This is a genomic window from Pseudomonas sp. NFACC45 (assembly GCF_900113505.1).
In the GTDB taxonomy this organism is placed as follows: Bacteria; Pseudomonadota; Gammaproteobacteria; order Pseudomonadales; family Pseudomonadaceae; genus Aquipseudomonas; species Aquipseudomonas tehranensis.
In genome coordinates, this window is the sequence record NZ_FOPO01000001.1 from 50,819 (window position 1) to 74,615 (window position 23,797).

The 23,797-nt window shown below is 61.1% G+C and carries 12 protein-coding genes; 10 read left to right on the forward strand and 2 right to left on the reverse strand.

The window, feature by feature from the left end:
* The first annotated feature begins 15 nt into the window (after positions 1-15).
* Together accB and accC are read left to right on the forward strand one after the other, a co-directional pair.
* Positions 16-480, forward strand: coding sequence for an acetyl-CoA carboxylase biotin carboxyl carrier protein (gene accB / locus BM132_RS00250; RefSeq protein ID WP_053118072.1), 465 nt, complete (start codon positions 16-18; stop codon positions 478-480).
* Positions 481-497: 17 nt separating this feature from the next.
* The gene (gene accC, locus BM132_RS00255) at positions 498-1,859 is read left to right on the forward strand and encodes an acetyl-CoA carboxylase biotin carboxylase subunit (RefSeq protein ID WP_092452197.1); all 1,362 of its coding nucleotides are present in this window, start codon (positions 498-500) and stop codon (positions 1,857-1,859) included.
* An 82-nt stretch (positions 1,860-1,941) separates the two neighbouring features.
* On the opposite strand, the gene BM132_RS00260 is transcribed toward accC, so the two are convergent.
* Entirely contained in the window at positions 1,942-5,910 is a 3,969-nt protein-coding gene (locus BM132_RS00260) for a type III effector 1 (RefSeq protein WP_092452200.1), read from the reverse strand.
* Positions 5,911-6,100: 190 nt separating this feature from the next.
* Between BM132_RS00260 and prmA the strand changes: the two genes are divergently transcribed.
* The 8 genes from prmA (at position 6,101) to BM132_RS00300 (ending at position 16,428) form a co-directional block, all read left to right on the forward strand.
* The gene (gene prmA / locus BM132_RS00265) at positions 6,101-6,979 is read left to right on the forward strand and encodes a 50S ribosomal protein L11 methyltransferase (RefSeq protein WP_092395893.1); all 879 of its coding nucleotides are present in this window, start codon (positions 6,101-6,103) and stop codon (positions 6,977-6,979) included.
* 30 nt (positions 6,980-7,009) lie between these two features.
* Positions 7,010-8,248: a DUF3426 domain-containing protein gene (locus tag BM132_RS00270; protein ID WP_092452203.1), complete on the forward strand. Its 1,239-nt coding sequence runs from the start codon at positions 7,010-7,012 to the stop codon at positions 8,246-8,248.
* A gap of 185 nt (positions 8,249-8,433) precedes the next feature.
* Positions 8,434-9,441 (forward strand): tRNA dihydrouridine synthase DusB, encoded by a 1,008-nt coding sequence (gene dusB, locus BM132_RS00275; RefSeq protein ID WP_092395889.1) that lies wholly within the window; start codon positions 8,434-8,436, stop codon positions 9,439-9,441.
* A complete protein-coding gene (gene fis / locus BM132_RS00280) occupies positions 9,438-9,758 on the forward strand; it encodes a DNA-binding transcriptional regulator Fis (RefSeq protein WP_025211617.1) in 321 nt (106 codons plus the stop codon). The genes dusB and fis overlap by 4 nt, the downstream gene beginning before the upstream one ends.
* 83 nt (positions 9,759-9,841) lie before the next feature.
* Entirely contained in the window at positions 9,842-11,449 is a 1,608-nt protein-coding gene (purH, locus tag BM132_RS00285; protein WP_092452206.1) for a bifunctional phosphoribosylaminoimidazolecarboxamide formyltransferase/IMP cyclohydrolase, read from the forward strand.
* A 150-nt stretch (positions 11,450-11,599) separates the two neighbouring features.
* Complete coding sequence (purD, locus tag BM132_RS00290) at positions 11,600-12,895, forward strand: phosphoribosylamine--glycine ligase (RefSeq protein ID WP_092452209.1); 1,296 nt, start codon at positions 11,600-11,602, stop codon at positions 12,893-12,895.
* Between the two features lie 99 nt (positions 12,896-12,994).
* Positions 12,995-15,769: a hybrid sensor histidine kinase/response regulator gene (locus tag BM132_RS00295; protein WP_092452213.1), complete on the forward strand. Its 2,775-nt coding sequence runs from the start codon at positions 12,995-12,997 to the stop codon at positions 15,767-15,769.
* 62 nt (positions 15,770-15,831) lie between these two features.
* Positions 15,832-16,428, forward strand: coding sequence for a MarC family protein (locus BM132_RS00300; protein ID WP_047227382.1), 597 nt, complete (start codon positions 15,832-15,834; stop codon positions 16,426-16,428).
* 76 nt (positions 16,429-16,504) lie between these two features.
* Here the strand turns inward: BM132_RS00300 and BM132_RS00305 are convergent, their stop codons facing one another.
* Positions 16,505-23,575 (reverse strand): TcdA/TcdB pore-forming domain-containing protein, encoded by a 7,071-nt coding sequence (locus tag BM132_RS00305; protein ID WP_092452216.1) that lies wholly within the window; start codon positions 23,573-23,575, stop codon positions 16,505-16,507.
* Between the last annotated feature and the right edge of the window lie 222 nt (positions 23,576-23,797).

The following is a 23,797-nucleotide window of genomic DNA, read 5'->3' on the forward strand; positions in this document are numbered from 1 at the left end:
GGGAGTTGATGATTCATGGATATCCGTAAAGTTAAGAAACTGATCGAATTGCTGGAAGAGTCCGGCATCGACGAGCTCGAGATCAAGGAAGGCGAAGAGTCCGTACGCATCAGCCGTCACAGCAAGACCCCGGCCCAGCAGTTCTACGCGCCGGCACCGATGCAGGCTCCAGCCGCCGCGCCTGCTCCGGCAGCAGCGCCAGTTGCCGCCGCCGCTCCAGCAGCACCTGCCGCGCCAACGCTCAACGGCACCGTTGCCCGTTCGCCAATGGTAGGCACGTTCTATCGCAAGTCTTCCCCGTCCTCGCCGTCCTTCGTTGAAGTCGGCCAGACCGTGAAGAAAGGCGACACCCTGTGCATCGTCGAAGCCATGAAGATGATGAACCACATCGAAGCTGAAACCAGCGGTGTGATCGAATCCATCCTCGTTGAAGACGGCCAGCCGGTTGAGTACGACCAACCGCTGTTCACCATCGTTTGAACCGCGGAGAGCTTTCGATGTTGAAACCTGCGAAGTTGGAAAAAGTCCTGATCGCCAACCGCGGTGAAATTGCCCTGCGGATTCTGCGTGCCTGCAAAGAGATGGGCATCAAGACCGTCGCCGTTTACTCCAAGGCCGACAAGGAACTGATGCACCTGGGCCTGGCGGACGAATCCGTCTGCATTGGTCCGGCGTCGGCTGCGCACTCTTACCTGCACATCCCGGCGATCATCGCCGCCGCTGAAGTGACCGGCGCCACCGCCATTCACCCTGGCTACGGTTTCCTGGCGGAAAACGCCGACTTCGCCGAACAGGTCGAAAACTCCGGTTTTGCCTTCATTGGTCCGAAAGCCGACACCATCCGCCTGATGGGCGACAAGGTGTCGGCCAAGCACGCCATGATCGCCGCCGGTGTACCTACCGTTCCGGGTTCCGACGGCCCGCTGCCTGAAGACGAAGAAACCGCTCTGCGCATTGGTCGTGAAGTCGGTTATCCGGTGATCATCAAGGCCGCCGGTGGCGGCGGTGGTCGCGGCATGCGCGTGGTACACAAGGAAGAAGACCTGATTTCCTCGGCGAAACTGACCCGCTCCGAAGCAGGTGCAGCATTCGGCAACCCGATGGTCTACCTGGAAAAATTCCTGACCAACCCACGTCACGTCGAAGTCCAGGTGCTGTCCGACGGCCAGGGCCAGGCCATTCATCTGGGCGACCGCGACTGCTCGCTGCAACGTCGTCACCAGAAGGTTCTCGAAGAGGCGCCAGCACCGGGCATCGACGAGACGGCTCGCCAGGAAGTCCTGGCACGCTGCGTCAAGGCCTGTATCGACATCGGCTACCGCGGCGCCGGCACCTTCGAGTTCCTCTACGAGAACGGTCGTTTCTACTTCATCGAAATGAACACCCGTGTTCAGGTGGAGCACCCGGTTTCGGAAATGGTCACCGGTATCGACATCGTCAAGGAGATGCTCAGCATCGCCGCCGGCAACAAACTGTCGTTCACTCAGGATGACGTGGTGATCCGCGGCCACTCGCTGGAATGCCGGATCAACGCCGAAGACCCGAAAACCTTCATGCCAAGCCCTGGTACGGTCAAGCATTTCCATGCCCCGGGCGGCAATGGCGTTCGCGTCGACTCGCACCTGTACAGCGGTTATGCGGTTCCGCCGAACTATGACTCGTTGATCGGCAAGCTGATCACCTACGGCGCAACCCGTGACGAGGCCATGGCGCGCATGCGCAATGCGCTGGACGAAATCGTGGTAGACGGGATCAAAACCAACATCCCGCTGCACCGCGACCTGGTCCGCGACGAAGGCTTCTGCAAAGGTGGCGTCAACATCCATTACCTGGAACACAAGCTGGGCAACCAGCACTGATGTTTCAAGTGATGTAAAAAGACCCCGGTCCATTGGCCGGGGTCTTTTTTTGCCTGCTCTTTAAGGATAACGGCCAAATGGATCAGCTCAGCGCCACCGTAAGGAACGCGTGGGCTTCGATCTGTGCCGCAGTCGCTGGCCGACCCTGCGGGGTGAGAACGGCACCACTGGCATTGGCTACCAGCGGTTCGCTGCGCACGCGCGTCATGAATCCACGAGCCCGCACCGACACCGGATCAGAACCCTTCTTCGCCCTCGCCAGCACCGGTATGTAGTAGCGTTCGACCTGACTGGCCGATGTCTTGAATACCGTCGTGACACCACTGCGCAGATCCAGTGAAACACCATAGATATTGCCGAAGCAGGACGAATACGACCAATGATCCCAGGTGGGTCGCAGCCCCTGGCGCCGCATCGCCGACCTGACCCGTCCGCCAATGTCAGCCCCCGTCAGCCAGTCGCCACCCACCAGGGTCGTACGAATATCCTTTGTGTTTGCGCCCAGGCGTCGCGTCACGTCCCGCAGACTGCGCTCGATCAGCGCGCGGATATTGTGATCGAAATGGATAACGGCCCCCGCCTTGGTGGTCGGGTTATACAACGACGCGATCACGCACGTCTGCGCGTTCAGGGAGAACAGATAGTTATCCGCCGCGGCCTCGCTGAACCTTGCCACCACGGCCTCGCCCTGCAACGCGCCCCTTGATACATCCGGGAAGACATGACCGGGAAACGCTTCCCGCAAATCGTTCACTCGTCCCAGGACAAGCATCTGATCATTGCCCCCTTTCAACCCGACCTCGTTGTGTACCCACTTGCCCTTCCCCACCCTGCGGATGGGCAGGTTGTACAAGGCGCCGGGGCGACTGGCATCCACCAGGCACAAACCGCCGAAGTAAGGGTCTTCCTTCACTTGGTAGTACTTGCCTTTACTGCGGATGTAATGAGTAGTGTGTGGCTGCGATGCGCTGGGCGGGCTGCGATAGGTGCCTTGGAAGATGCTCTCCCCGGTTACCAGCTCCAGATTCTCAGGCGCTTTGCCGACCGCCTGTTTCGGCTTGAAACGTATGGGCTGGATCACCGGCCCGGGCTCTTTGGCAATCAGCGGCGCCATGCTTGCCAAGCGCTGCTCGGACAGTGACATGGGCTTCACGACAAGCTTCAGGCTTCTGGCCGCCCGCCCCAGTAGCGGAACAACGGTCCCGCCCCCCAAGGCAGCGAACAATAGGCCCCAGGAGGCCATCAGCCAGTGGCCCAGCGCACGATCCGTATCGCCCTGCCCATGCGCCTCGGCGGCCTGTTTGACGCTGACGGCAATAAAGGCGACATCCAGCAGTAAGGCGAAGGGCGGGTAAACCAGGCACACGGGAGCCGATGCAAACAGCAGCCCCTTGATGATCTGCTGCCTGATCACCTCGGCGCGACTTTTGGTGACGTCTTCCACATCGCTGAGCGCGCGCTCGATGTAGGCATCGAACTCCGCCTGGATATCGTTCACTCGATTGAACTCGCGCAATGTGTCGACGCCAATGCTCGTCGCCGCCAGCGCCGCCAACGAACGCCTGACGGCCGTGCGGGCGCCGAGCGCGACCCGCTGCAGCACATAGTCATGCAGGCGCGTGGCGACCGCCCCGGAAAAGTCCTGGTATCGGCGAAACGTGACACCGTCCGGAGCGTCCGGCGTGTACAGCCAATAGGCGCCCTTCGGATCGAAGTAGGCGAAGACGTAGACGCCCATCACGATATGGCCGCCGACGGAAAACCTGATCACCCCTTCGCGCTGCACGACGGTCCCCGAATACACCGGACCGGACACTGGCACCGACTCACCCAGTAGGGTGACTTGGCGGGTAAGCCACCAAAACTCATTCGCGCTCAACTGGGATTTGCCCGTTGCGACACGCAGGTCACGGTCCATCCGGGTCAGCAACAGGCTGCGGTAGGCATTGCGCCGTGCGGTGTATTCAGGGGCACTGGCATCGAGGAACCTGGCACGGACCTCCCGTACATACTGCTCGCCCACGTATGCCCGCCGGATATAGGACGCAAGCTCCGCACTGCGGACCTGCCCCAGGTCCTGCCCCACCGAGGAGCGCACACCTTTTCTGGGATTGTCGATACCCGAGTTATCGTCATACCCATGGATAACGAGCTCCAGCAGGCTGGCGACCTTCGTCTTGCCGTCCGCCAACCCTGGGTTGTAGTCGATGAGCACCGTTTCGGGATCGACCGGCGCCTGCACGCCCTTGCTGCGCATGTAAGGAGCAATCGCTTGCGTGACGACACGCTTGGCGAAATCCACGAAGACTTCGTAGCCCTCCAGCTGTTTATTGAACACCTGCTGATGGACCAGAAGTTCCTGGCTCAAGCTGCTGATGGTTCGCCGCGCCTCTATCGGCAGGGCGGAGTACCAGCGAGGCGATTCGTCCAATGCCACCTGTGCCAGGTTGTTGCTCAGGCCCATTGCAACGATGTCTTCAAGGCAAGCCTTGAAGCCAGCCACCGCACCTCTGGGATCCCGGCTTGTATCCCATGTCATCGGCTTGTCTGCCACACGGGCAAAGTATTCCCGGGCCACGCCCCGATCTCCCGCAGAGATCCGCTGCAGCAGGTACTCGCGACCGGCTTCGTTGCGGGTCCAGGCGCCTATCTCCACGCTCACGGCCCAAAGCGAGGGCAATTCGATCCACTCCTGGCCATCCGGTTTGTCGGGGGCGTACAACAGCAGGTCGCCTTGCAGGTCCTCGCGATAGAACAAGAGCAAATCGGCACACTTCAACGTGTTTGGAAGCACCAGACAGCTAACCCGCAGAACGCTGGCGGACTGCTCCGAAGCTTCGCCCTCCCACAGAGCCTTGAGAGCTTCATGGTGGGTCACCTTCAAATGACCCGCACAGCGGGCTATGAACGCACTTTGCTGCAATCGTGCCGAGAACCAATCGAGCATGGCGTCTTTCAGATCCCCTCGGCCATACAGGTCGACCAGTGCCTGCAAGTACCCGGCCGGGGCATCAACATCCGCCAGCAATTGACTAATGAATGCTGGCGAAAGCGGCTGGTTACGCAGCATGGCGCCGTTTTCCACCAGAAACACCGCCACGGTGTCCGGCCTTATGGGGCCGGCCGCCAGCAACTCGCTCAGGCTACGGGTCTGCACCGGCTGCCCCATCACACTTCGCCACTGCAGTTGCACTCGAATGCGGTCCGGCTCGACGTCCATGTCCCGCTCACGCCTGACATAATCCTTGACCAGATGCCGGGCAAAAGCCTGCCGCGAACCCAGGCCATCGAGCAGTCCATCCAGCAGTGCCTGGGCCTGGGAGGTCTGGTCCTGAAAAGCCCTCAGCTTTTTATGATCAGCTTCGCTTAGCCCTCGCAACCAATCAGACAATTGCAAACGCGCGATGGCCTCAAGGCTTTGACGCTCCTGCATCGTCGCCAATGCGGTCAATTGACTCATCTGCCGCCAGCGGTGCTGGAGCGCTTCGATTTTCGCTCTAAGCTCATCGACCTCCAGGCCCTCCAAGGAACCAGGCTGGAAAAGCAGCTCGACTGCAGCCATGTGCTCATCGAGCTTATGCTTGAGCAGCGCTTCAAGCGAGGCGTCGCGCTCCGCCATTCGCCAATGGCGTCGCAGATAGTCCTTGTAGTGATGAATAAAACCCGAGGCGCCCCCCTCCACCGCCTGGACAATAGTCGCCTGGCGCTCAGTCGGAAAACCCAGGTCAGCCCCGTCCGGCCAGCGGTAGGGCGCCTCCTGTTCTTCATCGCTAACCAGCGGTTTCTGATCGATCATGCGTTGCAGCACCGTGTCGAGCAGGGTGCCAATGAAATGCGGGTCTATGTTGCCGTGGTAATAGTGGTTGCGCAGTTCGACCAACACATACTCTTCCAGCACCTCCAGCAAGGTCATCTGGGCGTGTAGTCGCTGGTCGATAGCAGCCTGCCAACGAGCCAGCCTCTCCAGAATGACTTGTGCAGTTTCCGCCTGCGGGGAAGATACCGGCCCCGCGCCGCTCGTGTTGCCTTGCCGCTCGGCAGTGTTGTCCATCACATTCCTCCCTGTTGTGTGGACCCGCACCTTATCCGCCCGCCAGCGCCCGCATGTCATACATATATATCTCGAAACACCAGCAGGGCGGCGCAAGACTCGCTTATCCACTTTGACGGCGACCTGGCGTACACTGCGCGCCTTTGCAGCCCTGCGCTGCCCCCAGTAGATTTTTCCAAAGGTGCCCGCCATGCCTTGGCTGCAAGTACGTCTGGCTATCAGCCCGGAACAAGCCGAAACCTACGAAGACGCGTTTCTTGAAGTCGGCGCCGTATCGGTAACCTTCATGGACGCCGAAGACCAGCCGATCTTCGAGCCGGAACTCAATACCACGCCGTTGTGGTCCCACACTCACCTGCTGGCCCTTTTCGAAGGTGGCACCGAGCCGACCAGCGTGCTGGCACATCTGGAGCTGCTCACCGGCAGCCCGTTGCCCGAGCATCACAGCGAAGTGATCGAAGACCAGGATTGGGAACGCAGTTGGATGGATAACTTCCAGCCGATGCGCTTCGGTCAGCGCCTGTGGATCGTGCCGAGCTGGCATGCCGCGCCGCAGCCGGATGCGGTGAACCTGCTGCTGGACCCAGGGCTGGCGTTCGGCACTGGCACGCACCCGACCACCGCGTTGTGCCTGGAATGGCTCGACGGCCAGGACCTCAAAGACTGCAACGTACTCGACTTCGGCTGCGGCTCGGGGATCCTGGCCATTGCCGCGCTGCTGTTGGGCGCCAAGGAAGCGGTCGGCACCGACATCGACGTCCAGGCCCTGGAAGCCTCCCGCGACAACGCCGGGCGCAACAACATTGCCCCAGAGCTGTTCCCCCTGTACTTGCCGCAAGACTTGCCACAGGTTCAGGCCGACGTACTGGTGGCCAACATCCTGGCCGGTCCGCTGGTGTCCCTGGCGCCGCAGTTGTCGAGCCTGGTCAAGCCGGGCGGACGCTTGGCGCTGTCGGGCATCCTGGCCGAACAGGGTGAAGAAGTCGCTGCGGCCTATGCCGCAGACTTTGATCTGGACCCCATCGCCAGTCGCGATGGCTGGGTGCGCATCACCGGTCGTCGGCGCTAGAATGGGCGCCTGTATCAACCGGATTGCCGCATGACTGACAGCTTCGTCACCCAGTGCCCGCATTGCCACACCAGTTTTCGCGTCAGCCACACTCAATTGAGCGTGGCCCGCGGGGTGGTTCGCTGTGGCTCGTGCCTGCAAGTGTTCAATGCCGCACGGCAATTGCTCGAACAGCATGCTGCCAAGGAAACCGTCACGCCCCTGGCACCGCCAATCAAGACGCCCGCTGCCGAATCCCCGCCCCGTGCGATCAGCCAGAAGCAATGGACCGCCGCCGAGCTGGACCTCGATGATCTGGACAAGGAACTGGCTCGACTGGAACGGCGTGACAAGCGTGCGCCGGATACCTTCGGCCGACGTCGTGAAGACAACCTGAGCGCGCAACGCGACCCGCTCTCGAACGACCAGGAGCCCTGGTCCGACAGCCTGTACAGCGAATCCGCCAGCGAGCGCGACGAAACGACCCTCCAGACCCCGGTCGAACCGTTCGCGCCCCATGAACCGGCCCGGCCTCCGCGCACCGAACCGTCCTTGTCCCTGGCGCTGGAACCGCTGGAACCGGACGACGAACCGGTCACCCCGCTACGCCTGGAGCCGGACGACGAGCCCCACGAACACTTTGAGAGCTTGTCTGCCAGCGATGATCACGACGATCACGACGAAGCAACGCTGCAGGCGGTGCCGACGCGCAAGGCACGCGAGCGCCATGAACCCGGAATACGCGCCGAGGCCCTTCAGGATCTGGATGACGATCCGCTGCAACTGGACTGGCGCAAGCGTCGCTCGCCCTGGGGCCGGCGCTTGCTATGGGGCCTGTTGATACTGTTTGCCGCCGCGGCCCTGGCCGGCCAGTACATCGCCTACCACTTCGAAGAACTGGCCCGTCAGGATCAGTATCGCCCGTGGTTCCTGCAGATTTGCCCGACCATCGGCTGCGACGTGCCATCCAAGGTCGACATCGCCAAAATCAAAAGCAGTAACCTGGTGGTGCGCAGCCATCCGGAGTTCAGCGGCGCCCTGGTGGTGGACGCAATCATCTACAACCGTGCGCCGTTCTCCCAGCCTTTCCCGCTGCTGGAGCTGCGTTTCGCCGACCTCAACGGGCATTTGATCGCCAGTCGCCGTTTCAAGCCCGGTGAATATCTGGGCGGCGATGTCGAAGGCCTGGGAGAAATGCCGCCGCAGACGCCCATTCATATTGCCCTGGATATCCTGGACCCGGGACCGAAAGCGGTGAACTACAGCCTGAGCTTTCATTCACCAGAGTGATGCACACCCGGGCCGGGCGATTGGCGGCAGCTTTCTGACTCAGCGCACCCGAACCAAACCGCTGGCGATAACAAAATAGCTGTTCAGATTTTATCCAATTCGACCTTTATCCAGTCATCGAGAGCGGGTATCATGCCAACCCTTTTTCGAAGTCTCATGATCCGGCCCCACTTCAGGGAAGTCCTATGTCGGCGGTACGCATCGGCCCATATACATTACAGAACGGCCTGGTTCTCGCCCCAATGGCGGGCGTCACCGACCAGCCCTTTCGTCAGCTGTGCAAGCGACTGGGCGCCGGGCTGGTAGTTTCGGAAATGGTCAGCAGCGACATGAGTTTGTGGAACACCCGCAAATCGCGTCTGCGCATGATCCACGAAGGCGATCCCGAGCCCCGCTCGGTGCAGATCGCTGGTGGCGATGCCCAGATGCTGGCGCAGGCGGCCCGGGCCAATGTCGAGCTGGGCGCACAGATCATCGACATCAACATGGGCTGTCCGGCGAAGAAGGTCTGCAATAAGGCTGCAGGCTCGGCACTGTTGAAGGATGAAGCGCTGGTCACCGAGATCCTGCAGGCGGTCGTCGCCGCAGTCGATGTGCCGGTGACCCTGAAGATCCGCACCGGGTGGGACCGGGAGAACAAGAACGGCCTGACGGTGGCGAAGATCGCCGAACAGGCAGGCATCACGGCGCTGGCGGTGCATGGCCGCACCCGTGCCGACCTGTACACCGGCGAGGCCGAGTACGACACCATCGCCGCGATCAAGCAGGCGGTGTCGATTCCGGTCTTTGCCAACGGCGATATCGACTCGCCCGAAAAGGCCCGGTACGTGCTGGACGCGACGGGTGCCGACGGGTTGTTGATCGGCCGGGCTGCCCAGGGGCGGCCATGGATTTTTCGTGAAATCGAACACTTCCTGCGCACCGGCGAAAAGCTCGCTGCGCCGCAACTGTCCGAGGTGGAACGTATTCTGCTAGAGCATCTGGCCGCGCTGCATGCCTTCTACGGAGAAGTCATGGGTGTACGCATCGCTCGCAAGCATGTGGGCTGGTATCTCGCAACCCTGCCGGGCGCCAGGGAGTTTCGCGCCCGTTTCAATCGTTTGGATGGTACGCAAGCACAATGCGCCGACGTTCAGGCGTTCTTCGCTGAGCGTTACAAGAGCCTGACAGGGGACGAAGGGGTGGCCGCATGACGATGATGACCGAGACTTTAGTGAGTGGAATAACACCCGTGAGCGACAACGTAAATTTGAAACAGCACCTCAATACGCCCAGCGAAGAAGGTCAGACCCTTCGCGGGAGTGTCGAGAAGGCGCTGCACAATTATTTCGCCCACCTTGAGGGCGCTGCCGTCACGGATGTGTACAACCTGGTGCTTTCGGAAGTCGAGGCACCTCTGCTCGAGAGCGTGATGAACTACGTCAAGGGCAACCAGACCAAGGCCAGTGAGCTGCTGGGCCTGAACCGCGGCACCCTGCGCAAGAAACTCAAGCAGTACGATCTGCTGTAAGCATTCAATCAAACCAGAAAGGCGCCCGCGTAAAAAACGGTCGCCTTTTTTGCTGACTTCCCTTGCTTTTGATGGAAATTGAAATGACCGACCAGACCACCCGCCTGCCGATCCGCCGCGCCTTGATCAGCGTCTCCGACAAGACCGGGATCCTCGAATTCGCCCGCGAACTGCAACAGCTGGGCGTCGAGATCCTCTCCACCGGCGGGACCTTCAAGCTGCTGCAAGACAACGGCGTCGCCGCAGTGGAAGTCGCGGACTACACCGGTTTTGCGGAAATGATGGACGGTCGGGTCAAGACCCTGCACCCGAAGATCCACGGCGGGATCCTGGGTCGTCGCGGCATCGACGACACCATCATGAACGAGCACGGCATCAAGCCGATCGACCTGGTGGCCGTCAACCTCTACCCGTTCGAAGCCACCATCAACAAGCCAGGTTGCGACCTGCCGACCGCCATTGAAAACATCGACATCGGCGGCCCGACCATGGTCCGCTCGGCGGCCAAGAACCACAAAGACGTGGCCATCGTGGTCAACGCCAGTGACTACGCCAGCGTGCTGGAAAACCTCAAGGCCGGTGGCCTGACCTACGCCCAGCGTTTCGACCTGATGCTCAAGGCCTTCGAACACACCGCTGCCTACGACGGCATGATCGCCAACTACATGGGCACCGTGAACCAGGCCGCTGAAACCCTGTCGACCGAAGGCCGCAGCGAATTCCCACGCACCTTCAACACCCAGTTCGTCAAGGCCCAGGAAATGCGCTACGGCGAGAACCCGCATCAGAGCGCGGCGTTCTATGTGGAAGCCAAACCTGCCGAAGTCGGTATCGCCACCGCCACCCAGCTGCAAGGCAAGGAACTGTCGTTCAACAACGTGGCCGACACCGATGCGGCGCTGGAATGCGTCAAGAGCTTCGTCAAGCCTGCCTGCGTGATCGTCAAGCATGCCAACCCGTGCGGCGTGGCCGTGAGCCCCGACGCCGAGGGCGGCATCCGCCAGGCCTACGAACTGGCCTACGCCACCGACACCGAATCGGCATTCGGCGGCATCATCGCCTTCAACCGTGAACTGGACGCCGAAACCGCCAAGGCCATCGTCGAGCGTCAGTTCGTCGAAGTGATCATCGCCCCTTCGGTCAGCGAAGAAGCCCGTGCCATCGTCGCCGCCAAGGCCAACGTGCGCCTGCTGGCCTGCGGTCAATGGTCGGCCGACCGCGCGCCGGCCTGGGACTACAAGCGTGTCAACGGCGGCCTGCTGGTACAAAGTCGCGACATCGGCATGATCGGCAGCGAAGATTTGAAAGTGGTGACCCAGCGCGCCCCAAGCGAACAGGAAATCAACGATTTGATCTTCGCCTGGAAAGTGGCCAAGTACGTCAAGTCCAACGCCATTGTCTACGCCAAGAACCGCCAGACCATCGGCGTCGGCGCCGGCCAGATGAGCCGCGTGAACTCGGCCCGCATCGCCGCGATCAAGGCTGAACACGCCGGTTTGCAGGTACAGGGCGCGGTCATGGCCTCCGATGCGTTCTTCCCGTTCCGCGACGGCATCGACAACGCGGCCAAGGTCGGCATCACTGCGGTGATCCAGCCGGGTGGTTCGATGCGTGACAATGAAGTGATTGCCGCCGCCGACGAAGCCGGCATCGCCATGGTGTTCACCGGCATGCGCCACTTCCGTCACTGATACACCGCTCCCCTTGTAGGAGCTGACGAGTGAAACGAGGCTGCGATCTTTGATTTCGCATCACAGCCAGATCAAAAGATCGCAGCCTCGTTTCACTCGTCAGCGCCTACAGGGGATTGCAGCGCCCCCACAGTTTTCGAGGTTTGTGAAATGAATGTTTTGATCATTGGCAGCGGTGGCCGTGAACACGCCCTGGCCTGGAAAGTAGCTCAGGATCCGCGTGTGCAGAAGGTTTTCGTGGCACCGGGCAATGCCGGTACCGCCATCGAAGCCAAATGCGAAAACGTCGCCATCGACGTGCTGGCCCTGGAACAACTGGCCGACTTCGCCGAGAAGAACGTCTCGTTGACCATCGTCGGCCCGGAAGTGCCGCTGGTCGCCGGTGTGGTCGATCTGTTCCGCTCCCGTGGCCTGGACTGCTTCGGCCCGACGTCCGGCGCCGCGCAGCTGGAAGGCTCGAAAGCGTTCACCAAGGATTTCCTGGCACGTCACAAGATTCCGACCGCCGACTACCAGAACTTCACCGAGATCGATCCGGCCCTGGCTTACCTGCGCGAAAAAGGCGCACCGATCGTGATCAAGGCCGACGGTCTGGCCGCCGGTAAAGGCGTGATCGTGGCCATGACCCTGGCCGAAGCCGAAGACGCCGTGCGCGATATGCTGGCCGGCAATGCCTTCGGGGACGCCGGTTCCCGGGTGGTGATCGAAGAGTTCCTCGACGGCGAAGAAGCCAGCTTCATCGTCATGGTCGATGGCAAGAACATCCTGCCAATGGCCACCAGCCAGGACCACAAACGTGTTGGCGATGGCGACAGCGGCCCGAACACCGGCGGCATGGGTGCTTACTCCCCTGCCCCGGTGGTCACCGCCCAGGTCCATCAGCGGGTCATGGACCAGGTCATCTGGCCGACCGTGCGCGGCATGGCCGAGGAAGGCAACGTCTACACCGGCTTCCTGTATGCCGGCCTGATGATCGACAAGGCTGGTAACCCAAAAGTCATCGAATTCAACTGCCGTTTCGGCGATCCTGAGACCCAGCCGGTGATGCTGCGCCTGCAATCGAGCCTGGTGCTGCTGGTCGAAGCCGCCCTGGCCCAGGCACTGGACAAGGTCGAAGCCCAGTGGGATCCGCGTCCAAGCGTCGGTGTGGTACTGGCAGCCGGGGGTTACCCGGGCGACTACGCTAAAGGTAAAGCGATACAAGGCCTGGAGGCTGCAGCCGGGCTGGAAGGCAAGGTTTTCCATGCGGGGACCGCGCTGAAGGATGGCCAGGTGGTCACCGCCGGCGGTCGCGTGCTTTGCGCCACCGCCATGGGGTCCAGTGTCGACGCGGCTCAGCAGCAGGCCTACAAGCTTGCCGCCGAGATCGACTGGGAAGGCTGTTTCTACCGCAAGGACATTGGCTACCGCGCCATTGCCCGCGAGCGTGGCGAAAATCTGGAATAACCCGGCCATTCAGACCGGCAAGCGCCCATGGCCCTTGCCTGTCTGCTCCGGCGCCGCGCATAGTTATAATCTGGCATCAACCTACGAAGGGATTTCGCCGTGCGCTGGCTCAGGATTGCCATAGGTTTAACCGTCACCCTGCTGACACTGCTCTGCACGCTCCCGGCTCAGGCCGCGCCAGGCAGTGGTTGGGCGGTATTGCTCGACGAACAGGGCGACCTGAAGCTGAGCGACATCCGTTCTGCCCGCTACACCAATCAATTCAGCCCCATCGACCTGGACCGCCTGAGGGCCGCCGAGCCGGGCGGGGCATTGTGGTTGCGTTTCCGGCTGGCCCCCGACCCACATGAACAAATACTGCGTATCTTTGCACCCGACCTGTCTCGCCTGAACCTCTATGTGCTGGACGGCGATACCCTGGTGGACCAACAGGTCGGCGGCGATGCCCTGCCACGTATTGAACACCCCCTGCCCAGCAGCGATTACCTGCTGGCCCTGCCGCGCAGCGACAAACAGCTGGACGTCTACCTGCGCCTGGCGTCCCGGCACGAACTGCGGCCCTATGTCACACTGGAACCGGCGATACAGGCGGCGGCCAATCAGAACCAGACGCTGATCTACGGGTTGCTGTTCGGCTGCATCGCGATGCTGATCCTGCACAACCTGACCCGCTACGCCTATACCCGCTCACGCAGTTGCCTGTGGCTGGCGGCCTGCGAAGGGTTGTTGATGCTCAGCCTGGTGCTGCTGTTGAACCTGGCAGGCGCCTGGCTGCCCGACTGGCCGGCCATTCAGACGCCGGGGGCCTATCTGGCCCTGCTGCTGACCGCGCCCTGCGGCCTGATGTTCGCCTACCGCTTCTTCGCGCCCCTGGGCCCGCACCCGTTGAACCGGCTGCTGCTGGGAGACATCGTGTTCATCACGCTGTGCAGCCTGTTGCTGTTGTTCGTGAACACACTGCCACTCAATATCATGACCTATGCCCTGGTTGCGCTGGCCGGCCTGAGCATGCTGTTCGTCAGCGCCTGGCACTGGCAAAAGGGCTATCGCCCGGCACGGCTGTTTGTCGCCGCCATGGTGGTTTTCAACCTGGGCACGCTGATCATCCTTCCAGCCCTGCAAGGGCTGACGGAAGTCGCTCCCCAGGGCCTGATCATCACCCTGCTGGGGTTCATCTGCGTCAGCGGCCTGCTGATGAGTGTTGCCCTGGGCGAGCGCCAGCGCTCAATCAACGAGAGCCGTTTCAGCATCAGCCGCGACCTGGCGGCAAGCAATGCCGAGATCAATGCCAAGGCCGAGTTCCTGGCCAAGATCAGCCACGAGATCCGTACGCCGATGAACGGCGTACTGGGCATGACCGAGCTGCTGCTGGGCACACCGCTGTCGGTCAAGCAGCGCGATTACGTGCAGACGATCCACAGCGCCGGCAACGAACTGCTGACCCTGATCAACGAGATCCTCGACATTTCCCGGCTGGAGTCCGGGCAGATCGAACTGGACGACGTGCAGTTCGACCTCAACGCGCTGATCGAAGACTGCCTGAGCATCTTCCGCGCCAAAGCCGAACAGCAAAATGTCGAATTGATCAGCTTTATCCAGCCCCAAGTGCCGCGAGTGATCAGCGGTGACCCGACACGGTTGCGCCAGGCGCTGCTGAGCCTGCTGGAAAACGCCCTGAAAAAAACCGACGAAGGCGAAGTGTTGATTGTCGTGGCGCTGGACGAGCGCAGCAATCAGCCGCGCCTGCGCATCGCGGTGCAGGACAGCGGAACGCCCATGGACGCCGAAGAGCGCGACACGCTGATGCATGCCGAATTGCACAGCAAGAACTTCCTCTCGGCCACCCGCCTGGGCGGCAACCTGGGCCTGGTCATCGCCCGTCAATTGATCATGCTGATGCACGGCGAGTTCGGCATCAAAAGCGGCAGCAACCAGGGCAGTACCTTGTGGCTGACCTTGCCCCTGGACCCGGATCGCCTCGAACATCCGACCTCCGACCTCGATGGTCCGCTGCAAGGGGCGCGGGTGTTGATCGTCGACGACAATGACACCTGCCGCAAAGTGCTCGTACAGCAATGCAGCGCCTGGGGCCTGAACGTCAGCGCCGTACCCTCGGGCAAGGAAGCCCTGGCGCTGCTGCGCACCAAGGCACACCTGCGGGACTACTTCGACGTGGTGCTGCTGGACCAGAACATGCCCGGCATGACCGGCATGCAACTGGCGGCCAAGATCAAGGAAGACCCGAGCCTGAATCACGACATCCTGTTGATCATGCTCACCGGTATCAGCAACGCGCCGAGCAAGGTCGTGGCACGCAACAGCGGGGTCAAGCGCATCCTCGCCAAACCGGTGGCCGGCTATACCCTCAAGACCACCCTGGCGGACGAACTCAACCAGCGCAACAAAGGCCAGGCACCGAGCATACCGACGGGCACAGGCCCTGTCGTTCCGGTAAAAGTACCCAGCGACTTCCGCATCCTGGTGGCCGAAGACAACAGCATTTCCACCAAGGTCATCCGTGGCATGCTTGGCAAGCTCAACCTGCAACCCGACACCGCCAGCAACGGCGAGGAAGCCCTCAAGGCCATGAAGGAGCAGCGCTACGACCTGGTCTTGATGGACTGCGAAATGCCGATCCTCGACGGCTTTTCCGCCACGCAACAGCTACGCGCCTGGGAAATGGGTAACCAGCGAACCCGCACCCCCGTGGTCGCACTCACCGCGCACATCCTGGCCGAGCACAAGGAGCGCGCCCGTCAGGCCGGGATGGACGGCCATATGGCCAAACCGGTGGAACTGTCGCAACTGCGCGAGCTGATCGAACACTGGGTGGCCCAGCGCGACCAGCAGAATCGTACCGCGCAGACGTCCTGAGCCGACAGACATCAAAACGCCTGATAGACTCCCGACGTCTTTCTCCGCCTTGAGCCTCGACCATGCTTCATGTGTTGTTCAGCGTTTATCTGAAGATGCTGGTGCTCTACAGCCCCTTCTTCGTGCTGTCGTGTTTTATCGGCCTGACTCGCGGCTACTCGCGCAAGGAACAACGGCGCCTGGCCTGGAAAGTCGCGATCGCGACGCTGGTGTCCAGCGTATTGCTGTATTTGTTCGGACGGGTGATTTTCAGCGTGTTCGGCATCACCGTGGATGCATTCCGCATCGGCGCCGGCAGCGTGCTATTCATTTCGGCGCTGGGCATGGCTCAAGGCAAATCAGCCGTACAGACAGATAATGTTCAGCAGGACGTGACCATCGTCCCGCTGACCATTCCGTTGACGGTCGGCCCCGGCACCATTGGCGCCTTGCTGGTGATGGGCGTGAGCCAGCCGCACTGGGACGACAAACTCATGGCCATCATCAGCATCGCCCTGGCCAGTTTCACCGTTGGCGTGGTGCTTTACCTGTCCAGCCGCATCGAGCGGATTCTCGGTGACCAGGGCTTACAGATCGTCAGTCGCCTGATGGGGTTGTTCGTCTGCGCACTGGCCGCGCAGATCATCTTTACCGGGGTCAGAGGCTATCTGGTGCCCTAGCCACACCAGCAGCCTCAATGTGCGGAGAATCGCCCCACGAACGATAGACTGATTTAAATCGGTATTTAAACCTGCATTAATCCGCCAAGCTGTTTTCCACAACAGCCGGGACGCTCAGCAGCTCTTTCAGCGCTACACTGCCCTGGGTACTGTGCCGAGCGTCCATTCGCTGAATCAGCGTCGAAACAGCGTAACGCCGATGTTTTTCGAAACTGAGCAGGACGTCGCCCCGCAGGCCGATATCCGCGGCATACGCCTCACGAAATATCACGCTGTGCCCGCTGTCCGGGTCGATGATGACCAAGTGTTCGTCGACAAGACTGAGCAGCAACTTTTCCGGCTCATCCAGTTCCCAGATCAACTTGCCCGGCTCTGTTGCTGCGTTGTCCAGGGAATGCCGACAATGGACAATGACCGATTCGAGCCTCAACCAAGCCGCCTTCGACAATCGATAACTCTCCGTACCTTGCCCCATGCGCAGGACCAGGGTCGTGACACCGTCGGGCATCAGCGGCAGGAGGTCCTCGATCTTCGTCTGTCCCTCCATGACCATGACTTCGCCATTGCGCTGTACATAACTGAGGGGCCCCGCATGCCCTATGTCCGGATAGGTGAGCAGTTTTCCATTGTCACCTTCATGAATCAGCAGATTGGTTTGTTTCTGCGTCCCAAGCACTTCGAAAGACTCGGGAACCGCGGCCCGTGGTACCCGGATCAGGCGTTTGCTCTGGGTGACGAACCATTTCAGGTTATCCGGATCCTCCACCGACAACAGCGGGCCATGGAAGGGATACTCCAGCAATCGCTTAAGCCCCTCACGCTCACGCCCACCCTGAGCGATGACCCACTCAAGCGTGACACCGGTGATGAACGCCGGCTCCGGGTCTCGCAACGAGACCACCACGCCTTCGAATGTCACGCCGCGCAAACCCGCCCCTTCGACCGTCAGTTCGGCGAATTGCCAAGGCGCCCATACGCGCTGTGGGACGGGCAGCGCGTCAGCCTGCAACAGTTGGGAACCTTCGCCAAAGGCCGGCTCCAGGCGTTGCGGATCGATAAACGCCTGACGATAGACTTCACCACTTGAAACATTGAATAACCAGGCCGCCTCGCCGTCCGGCGTTGCGCTCAGCAGGCGCACTTCCTTGCCGTGCCCCGGGTCGATCAACAGCAATCTGTTGTCGATGTACCAGGCCCCCAGCTTCGCGTCCCCGGTGAAGTTGGCCAGGCCGATCAGAGCGAGAGGCTTGCCCGGATAGCGCCGGGCTAACGGTTCCAATTCCGACCACCAATGCACGCGGTCCTTGAACCAATGTTCAGTCACACCGCCCAGTTCCTGGCGTCCCTGGTCCGTCAGGTTGTAGAACAGGCCATCGGACATCAGAGCCAGATAGCCGTCCTCGACGGCGATGATATTGTCCAGTTTCTCGGAGCGTAGCCACCGGTTGGACCACTGCCCTTTTCCCTCCACCAGGGTGCGCTGCCTGCGGCACAGCTCCTGCTTGGTCTTGTCGTAGATGACAAACACATTGCTCCCCTGCGCCGGTGTGAGCAGCGTCAGATCGGTGAGATTCTTGATCGAGTCCGGCCATCCCCGGTAATGATTGCGTCTCGGCGAGGGACGGATGATCAATTGGTCGCTGCGGCGAATCCAGGCCATGTCTCGCAACGTCTCCTCGATCTTCCAGCAGACCGAAACAAAGGGGGCCGGCTGCCAGTTGACGGTGGCATAGGTACGATCACCGACGTACGGGGTAAAGGGATAGCCCGCGCCCAACACCTGCGACCAGTCGGCCAGCGTTTCGCTGGCGCTGAAGACTGACTCCAGCGTCGGATCGAGATCCCGGGTCACAGAACTCAGCAGCAACTGCCCATCATGGATGACATAGACCAGCACCTCGGTGGTCTGATCCTCGCGGGTGACTTCCTGCACCACATGCACCACTCCCTGAGGGTCCGCCTCGATACTTTTGATGGTCGTCTGCTTGCCTTTCGCCGGCCATAACCAATAACGGTGGCTCAGCAGCCCGGTGACCGCATCGACTTGCCAGACAATCACGTTCTCTGGTTCGAAAAAGTAGGCGCAGCCGCCCGCCACGGTCCCCAGGATCGCGTCTTCGGCACCCGGTACGTCGTTGCGGATATACAGGAAACGATCTTCCCGGGTGTCATACCAAGCGGTGATGTAACGAGGCTCGTCCGGCTTTTCGAACGGAACCAGGTAGTGGTGGACAGGCGTGTAGGGCATCACCAGACGGTGCTCCCGGGCCAGGGCCTTGAGGTGCGTCTGCAAGGTCTGCCGTTCCATGCCTGGCGGCACGTCCTGCTCGATGAGGCTCAGCTTGAGCTCCGTCATCTCGACCTGGAATACCTGGTTCTCGCTGAGGCGCAGCAATATTTGGTGGCGGCGGGGCCCCGTAAAGTTCACCTGGATATCGCCCACGAACATCCTGCTGCTGCGCTCGAGCCGGATATCGCCTTCGGTGGCCCACGGAGCGTCCAGCACCCAACTGGCCTCGTGCAGGCTCAACGACTCCAGGGTGAGGCTCACACCGGGATTGAGCGTCACCACACAGCGTTTGCCGGCGCTGCGGATCTGATAGGCAATCTTCCCTTGCCAGTCCGTGGGAACGGCAGGCACCACCAGTGAACGCTCGTGGTCGTCGAGCAGCACATCGATGACCGTTGGCCGGTAGTCCGGGACCAGGCGATTCAGGATGTAGTCGCTGGGGAACGAGTAGAACGAAAACAGGAACAGCCACCCGCCATCGGCCTTTCTCTTCTCCAGGCGCCGTGCGGTGTCGAACCCGGCGTCATGGCGCAAGCTGGCGAATGGCAGCGCCTTGTACTCATAGCGATAGCAGGCTTGCGGCGTGCCGGGCAGTACGATGGCCTGGCCGGCGGGGGGGGTGAACATGACCCGACCGGGCAGGCGCAATTCGCGGCGAATATCGATCGACCGGTCATAGTCGAGATCGAACGTCGGCACGCCGAAATGATCCCGCAACGGATACAGCCTGGGACTGTCCAGCTGAAGTTGGCCGCGAGCCAGGTCCAGTGTCCGGACAATCAATGACGAGTGCGGGAGCCAGGCCTTGCCATGCGCGTCAAACCGATAGGGCTGCAGATGCGCCTTAGTCATCTCGTCGAAGAACAGCCCGACCTGTTTGGCTTGCTCGGCAATGGTCGCAAACCCTTGGGCCAGCGCCGCCACCCCCACCGCCAACCCACCCAGGATCACCCCGGCCCCGCCAAGAAAAGCGCCGGCGGTGGTGGCGCCTGCTGCGAGCGCTCCGGCCGACAACACCAGCCCGGCCGAGTCGAACGCCAATTGAGTGCCGAACTGGGCGCGTGCGACTTCGTTGGTCGCGGTCACCAATTGGTAGATGTCGAACCCGACATTCGCCAGTTGCAGGAGGCCGCCGGTCGCTTCGCTCAAGCCAGACCCTACGGCCGCCTTGACCACCGGAGCGACGGTGCGGGCGATGAGTTTCTCTTCTGCCAGGGCCTGTCGGACCAGCCCGACCAGCCCCGCCACATCGGACACGACGCCATGCACCAATTGCGCGTAATTGACATAGGCGTGCAGCCGCACGGCCAGAGACAGGGGCCGATCAGCCCCTTCATGCGCGGTCAACGCCATCATCAGCGCCTGGATGGCGAAGCCGGCATTCAGGGTGTGAACACTTCCCACCTCGACAGGATCGCTGGGCACGGAGGGCTTGTTGGCAAGGGCCAGGAAGCGTTCCGACAGGTAGCTTTTGATACGCAGGAGTCGATGGTCATCTGAGGTTACCCGCACCAGGTGCTCGGGATCTTCAGGATCGATCAGGCTCACCCGGTACGAGCCGTCCGGGGTGATCTCCAGGGTCTCGAACAACGGCACAAACCGCGGCGCCAACTGATCCTGCTGCTGAAGGCCGGTGGTCACGTGCGCGATCTGTTGCCCCCACCAATGGCCATCGAGCGCCATCAGGCAACTGCCAAGCCGGGAATTGCTCATCAGCGATTGCCCACGGGCAGAGGCCAGCCGCTGTCGCACAGGACGTTGCGCCTGTCCTGGCAAGGCTGCGGGTTGCAGCAGATCCGAGACCTTGATCGCACCCGGCAGCTCGATTTCCGCTACTCGCTCACCGTCCAGCTCAAGCAGATCGAAGGTCGGATGCGTCGCCTCGCCGTACGCCGCGTAATAACCGGCCATCCCCTGATCGAGGAAGAAGCGCTCCAGCGCCTGCCTGAACCGCGTGGCGTGCTCGAACTCGAATACGCCGAAATTCGGATCGTAGAAGTGATAGGTACTGCGCTCGCCCTCGACGGTCCTTGCCACCAGCATGGCGTGGTTGTCGGAGCTGAGCATCAACGTGCTGGTGGTCGTCCTGGCTTGCAGAATCTCCACGACCTGTTTCAGGTCCGAGCGCGCCAGCGCACTGCCGACGTCGCCGGTCTGCACATCGCGCAACGCTTCCACCCCTTGCAAAAAGGTCACGCAATCGCTTGCCTCGGGCTCGATGGCCCCCAGGTAGAACCGCTCGCGCAGGGTGTTGACCGCTGCCTTCCCCGCCGACAACGCAGCCGCCATGGCCAGGGTCAATGGATAGCAACGTCCGCCCACCCTGTCTCCTTCGCCCTGAAGCAGCAGATCCTGCGGCACAGGCTTGGTCACGTCGGCCTCGAAACCATCCAGCACGACACCGACACACTCGGTGACCCGGGTACGGTACTCAATCTGCGCCAACCGCTGGATCCGAGCCACTTGCCGGCCCCATTGGCGCAACGTCAGCGGCCGCTCCAAGGCGTCTTTCTTCAGGCCCAGGGCGGTGTCCGCATGCAGGAGCGAATATTCGACCGGGTCGGCCAATCCGGCCAGGAACGCCGGCGCGTGCTGTCGGTACAACGCCTGTTCGATCATGGCGTAGCTGCCCACGGTCCCCCGTTCGCCAAGGTTGTTGGCCAGGTTGTCCAATTGCGGGCGAAGTGCATCGAAGTTGCGATTATCCAGGGACTTTGCGCCGATCAAAGTCCCCAGCAGCAGACGTTGCAGAGGGCTCAACTGCACCACGTCGAGATGGCCATCGGCAAGTTGGCCCAGCAGCTCAGCGACAGAAAGCCGCTGCGTCTGCGAATCGCCCAACGACGCAGGCGGCAGCAGACTGGAACTTTGGGCGCGGATCGCCTGGCGCGCGTCGAAACTCAGCGGTATCGGCTGGTCGAAGGCGACCACACCGGTGTGGCTGCTCCCCATCACCGCCATGAAAGGCTCACCCAACTGATCGGCCAAATGCTGCAGCAAGTCGGTGGACAGCACGTGACGCCCTTCCAACACCGGCCAGCCTTCATCGAACTGAAGCGTGCGGTATTTGAGCAGTTCCGCCAGCTCACCGGCGTAACGTGCCTGGAAGCGGCCCTGCTGCCAGCTTTTTTTCTCATTGCCGAGCCATTGCACGCCGTCTTTTTCGTTCTCTTTCCAGGAATGATCCAGTTCTTCCTCGGTGGCTCGGTTCACCGTCGCGATGGCGGGAATGGCGATCTCCGTTCGCCAGTTTTCAGCGCTTCGAGGCGTGAAGTTGGCCCGCTGATAATCCAGCATGGCGGCGCGCATGGCACCAGGCCCGGTCAGGTAGATGGTCACTTCGCTCTGGGGGCGGATGCCGTCGCTGTAGTAAGTGGCGGCTGCCTGAGCCAGAAAAGAGACCGCCATTTCCTCTTCCGGGGGCAGCTCACGCAAGTTGCCGAACACCGCTGTCGCAGCTTGCGCAGCAAGATCTTCCATGGCGTGGATGTCGGTGAGGGCAACGTTTTGCTCATCGGCCAAGCGCGCGGTGGCATCGACGATCTCATAGTTGAGCCTGAAACGATCGATGACGGTCTTGAGCATCGCGGCCCCTGGATGAGCCATCAGGAACGCGTTGCTCATCGAATGCTGCTCGGCGACAGCGCGCAATTCATACGGCCGGGCGAGACGCTCTGCCGGTATGCCAAACACCTGCTTGAGCTCAGGCTTGCTGTCAGCGAAACGCTCGAGCGCCTCACGGCTTTCCAATGGGATCTGGTCTTGATAGTTCGTGTATTTACCACGCAAAGCCTGACGACCGGGCATCCACTCAGGATTGCGATCGAGCAGCAGCTGCAGCACGCCCAGGCGTGCGTCCGTCTGGAACTCGCGGATGTCCACGCCTCCCAGTTTATCCAGCAAGGGCGGCAGGTTATCGACGTCGGCGTAGAGGCCGCCTTCGTTGAACAGTGCTTCGACGCGTACCACATCGGAGCCTGAAGCCAGGTTGCAACGCAGGCTGATCTCCCGCTCGTAGATATCTTGCAACTGCAAGGGAGCCTCGCCCTGGGCAAGATCACGCAATGTCAGGCTCCCTTCGGCCAAGGCCGAAAGGCTGAGCAGGTTGGCCGCCTTCAGGGCAGTCAGCCGAGCCTTGTCCTGGCCATAGGCTCGGACCAGCAGATCGATCCTCGCGTCATCGCCACTACCGCCGTTTTCCACCACTTCCTTGATATGAGCGAACATCTGCTGCTTCAGGACAATCACTCGCTCTTCGTAGCGATCACCCAATTCAAATGCATCGGTAATATCCATTGCACCCTGGAGCATGGCATCGGCCTTGGCGGCTTCGACAATGATCCGATTGGTTTCATAAGCCAACAACGCATCGCTGTCATACCAGAGACCAAGTTGATAGCCTTCCTCGGCCATCACTTGTTTCCAGACATTGATGTAGTCGCGCTGAATCGCGCCAATGCCGCCTCCCAGCCAGACGAAATGCAACTTTTTAGGAACTTCGAGCGCCACTGTCCTTAACTGCTCGACGCTGTTGTGCAGACGTGTTTCAAAACTTTCGACGGTCGTGTAGATGTGCGCCAGGTCCACAGCCTCAGCTGCACCGGACGGTTCCAGCTCCGCCGTGCGTCGTTGACGCCCAGTGCCCAGAAACGCCCTCAATGCCTGCTTGAGCAGCCCCAGCGGCTCCAACATCGATGGCGAATCCAGCGAGGCGATACAGCCAAAATAATAGCGCAGCACCGCCTCGTATTGATCAGTGCCTTTATGCGGCATCAATGCTTGCTCAAGATCCTTCAGTTTCAACAAACCCATGAAATCGACGTAACCTTGCGCCGATCTTATTCCGTTCTCACTCATCACCAATAATTCCATTTATTGCATATAAATATGCCGAAGCCGATTTCAGGCAACAGCAGTCCATAAGTGCCTCCAGGCACTTGGATAGTTAACATTAAGAACGCAACACGTCCGATAAGGTGACGCAAAACTAACGCATCACCCGACGTCATTCAAACTGAATAAATTTCCAAATAAAAACACAAACTCCCTGTAACAAGAAGTTTAACGGCAACTTGGTTC

Excerpts from the sequence above, each read along its gene's own strand:
- accB (WP_053118072.1), top strand. The coding sequence starts at position 16 with ATGGATATCCGTAAAGTTAAGAAACTGATCGAATTGCTGGAAGAGTCC.
- accC (WP_092452197.1), top strand. The coding sequence starts at position 498 with ATGTTGAAACCTGCGAAGTTGGAAAAAGTCCTGATCGCCAACCGCGGT.
- BM132_RS00260 (WP_092452200.1), bottom strand. The coding sequence starts at position 5,910 with ATGGACAACACTGCCGAGCGGCAAGGCAACACGAGCGGCGCGGGGCCG.
- prmA (WP_092395893.1), top strand. The coding sequence starts at position 6,101 with ATGCCTTGGCTGCAAGTACGTCTGGCTATCAGCCCGGAACAAGCCGAA.
- BM132_RS00270 (WP_092452203.1), top strand. The coding sequence starts at position 7,010 with ATGACTGACAGCTTCGTCACCCAGTGCCCGCATTGCCACACCAGTTTT.
- dusB (WP_092395889.1), top strand. The coding sequence starts at position 8,434 with ATGTCGGCGGTACGCATCGGCCCATATACATTACAGAACGGCCTGGTT.
- fis (WP_025211617.1), top strand. The coding sequence starts at position 9,438 with ATGACGATGATGACCGAGACTTTAGTGAGTGGAATAACACCCGTGAGC.
- purH (WP_092452206.1), top strand. The coding sequence starts at position 9,842 with ATGACCGACCAGACCACCCGCCTGCCGATCCGCCGCGCCTTGATCAGC.
- purD (WP_092452209.1), top strand. The coding sequence starts at position 11,600 with ATGAATGTTTTGATCATTGGCAGCGGTGGCCGTGAACACGCCCTGGCC.
- BM132_RS00300 (WP_047227382.1), top strand. The coding sequence starts at position 15,832 with ATGCTTCATGTGTTGTTCAGCGTTTATCTGAAGATGCTGGTGCTCTAC.
- BM132_RS00305 (WP_092452216.1), bottom strand. The coding sequence starts at position 23,575 with ATGAGTGAGAACGGAATAAGATCGGCGCAAGGTTACGTCGATTTCATG.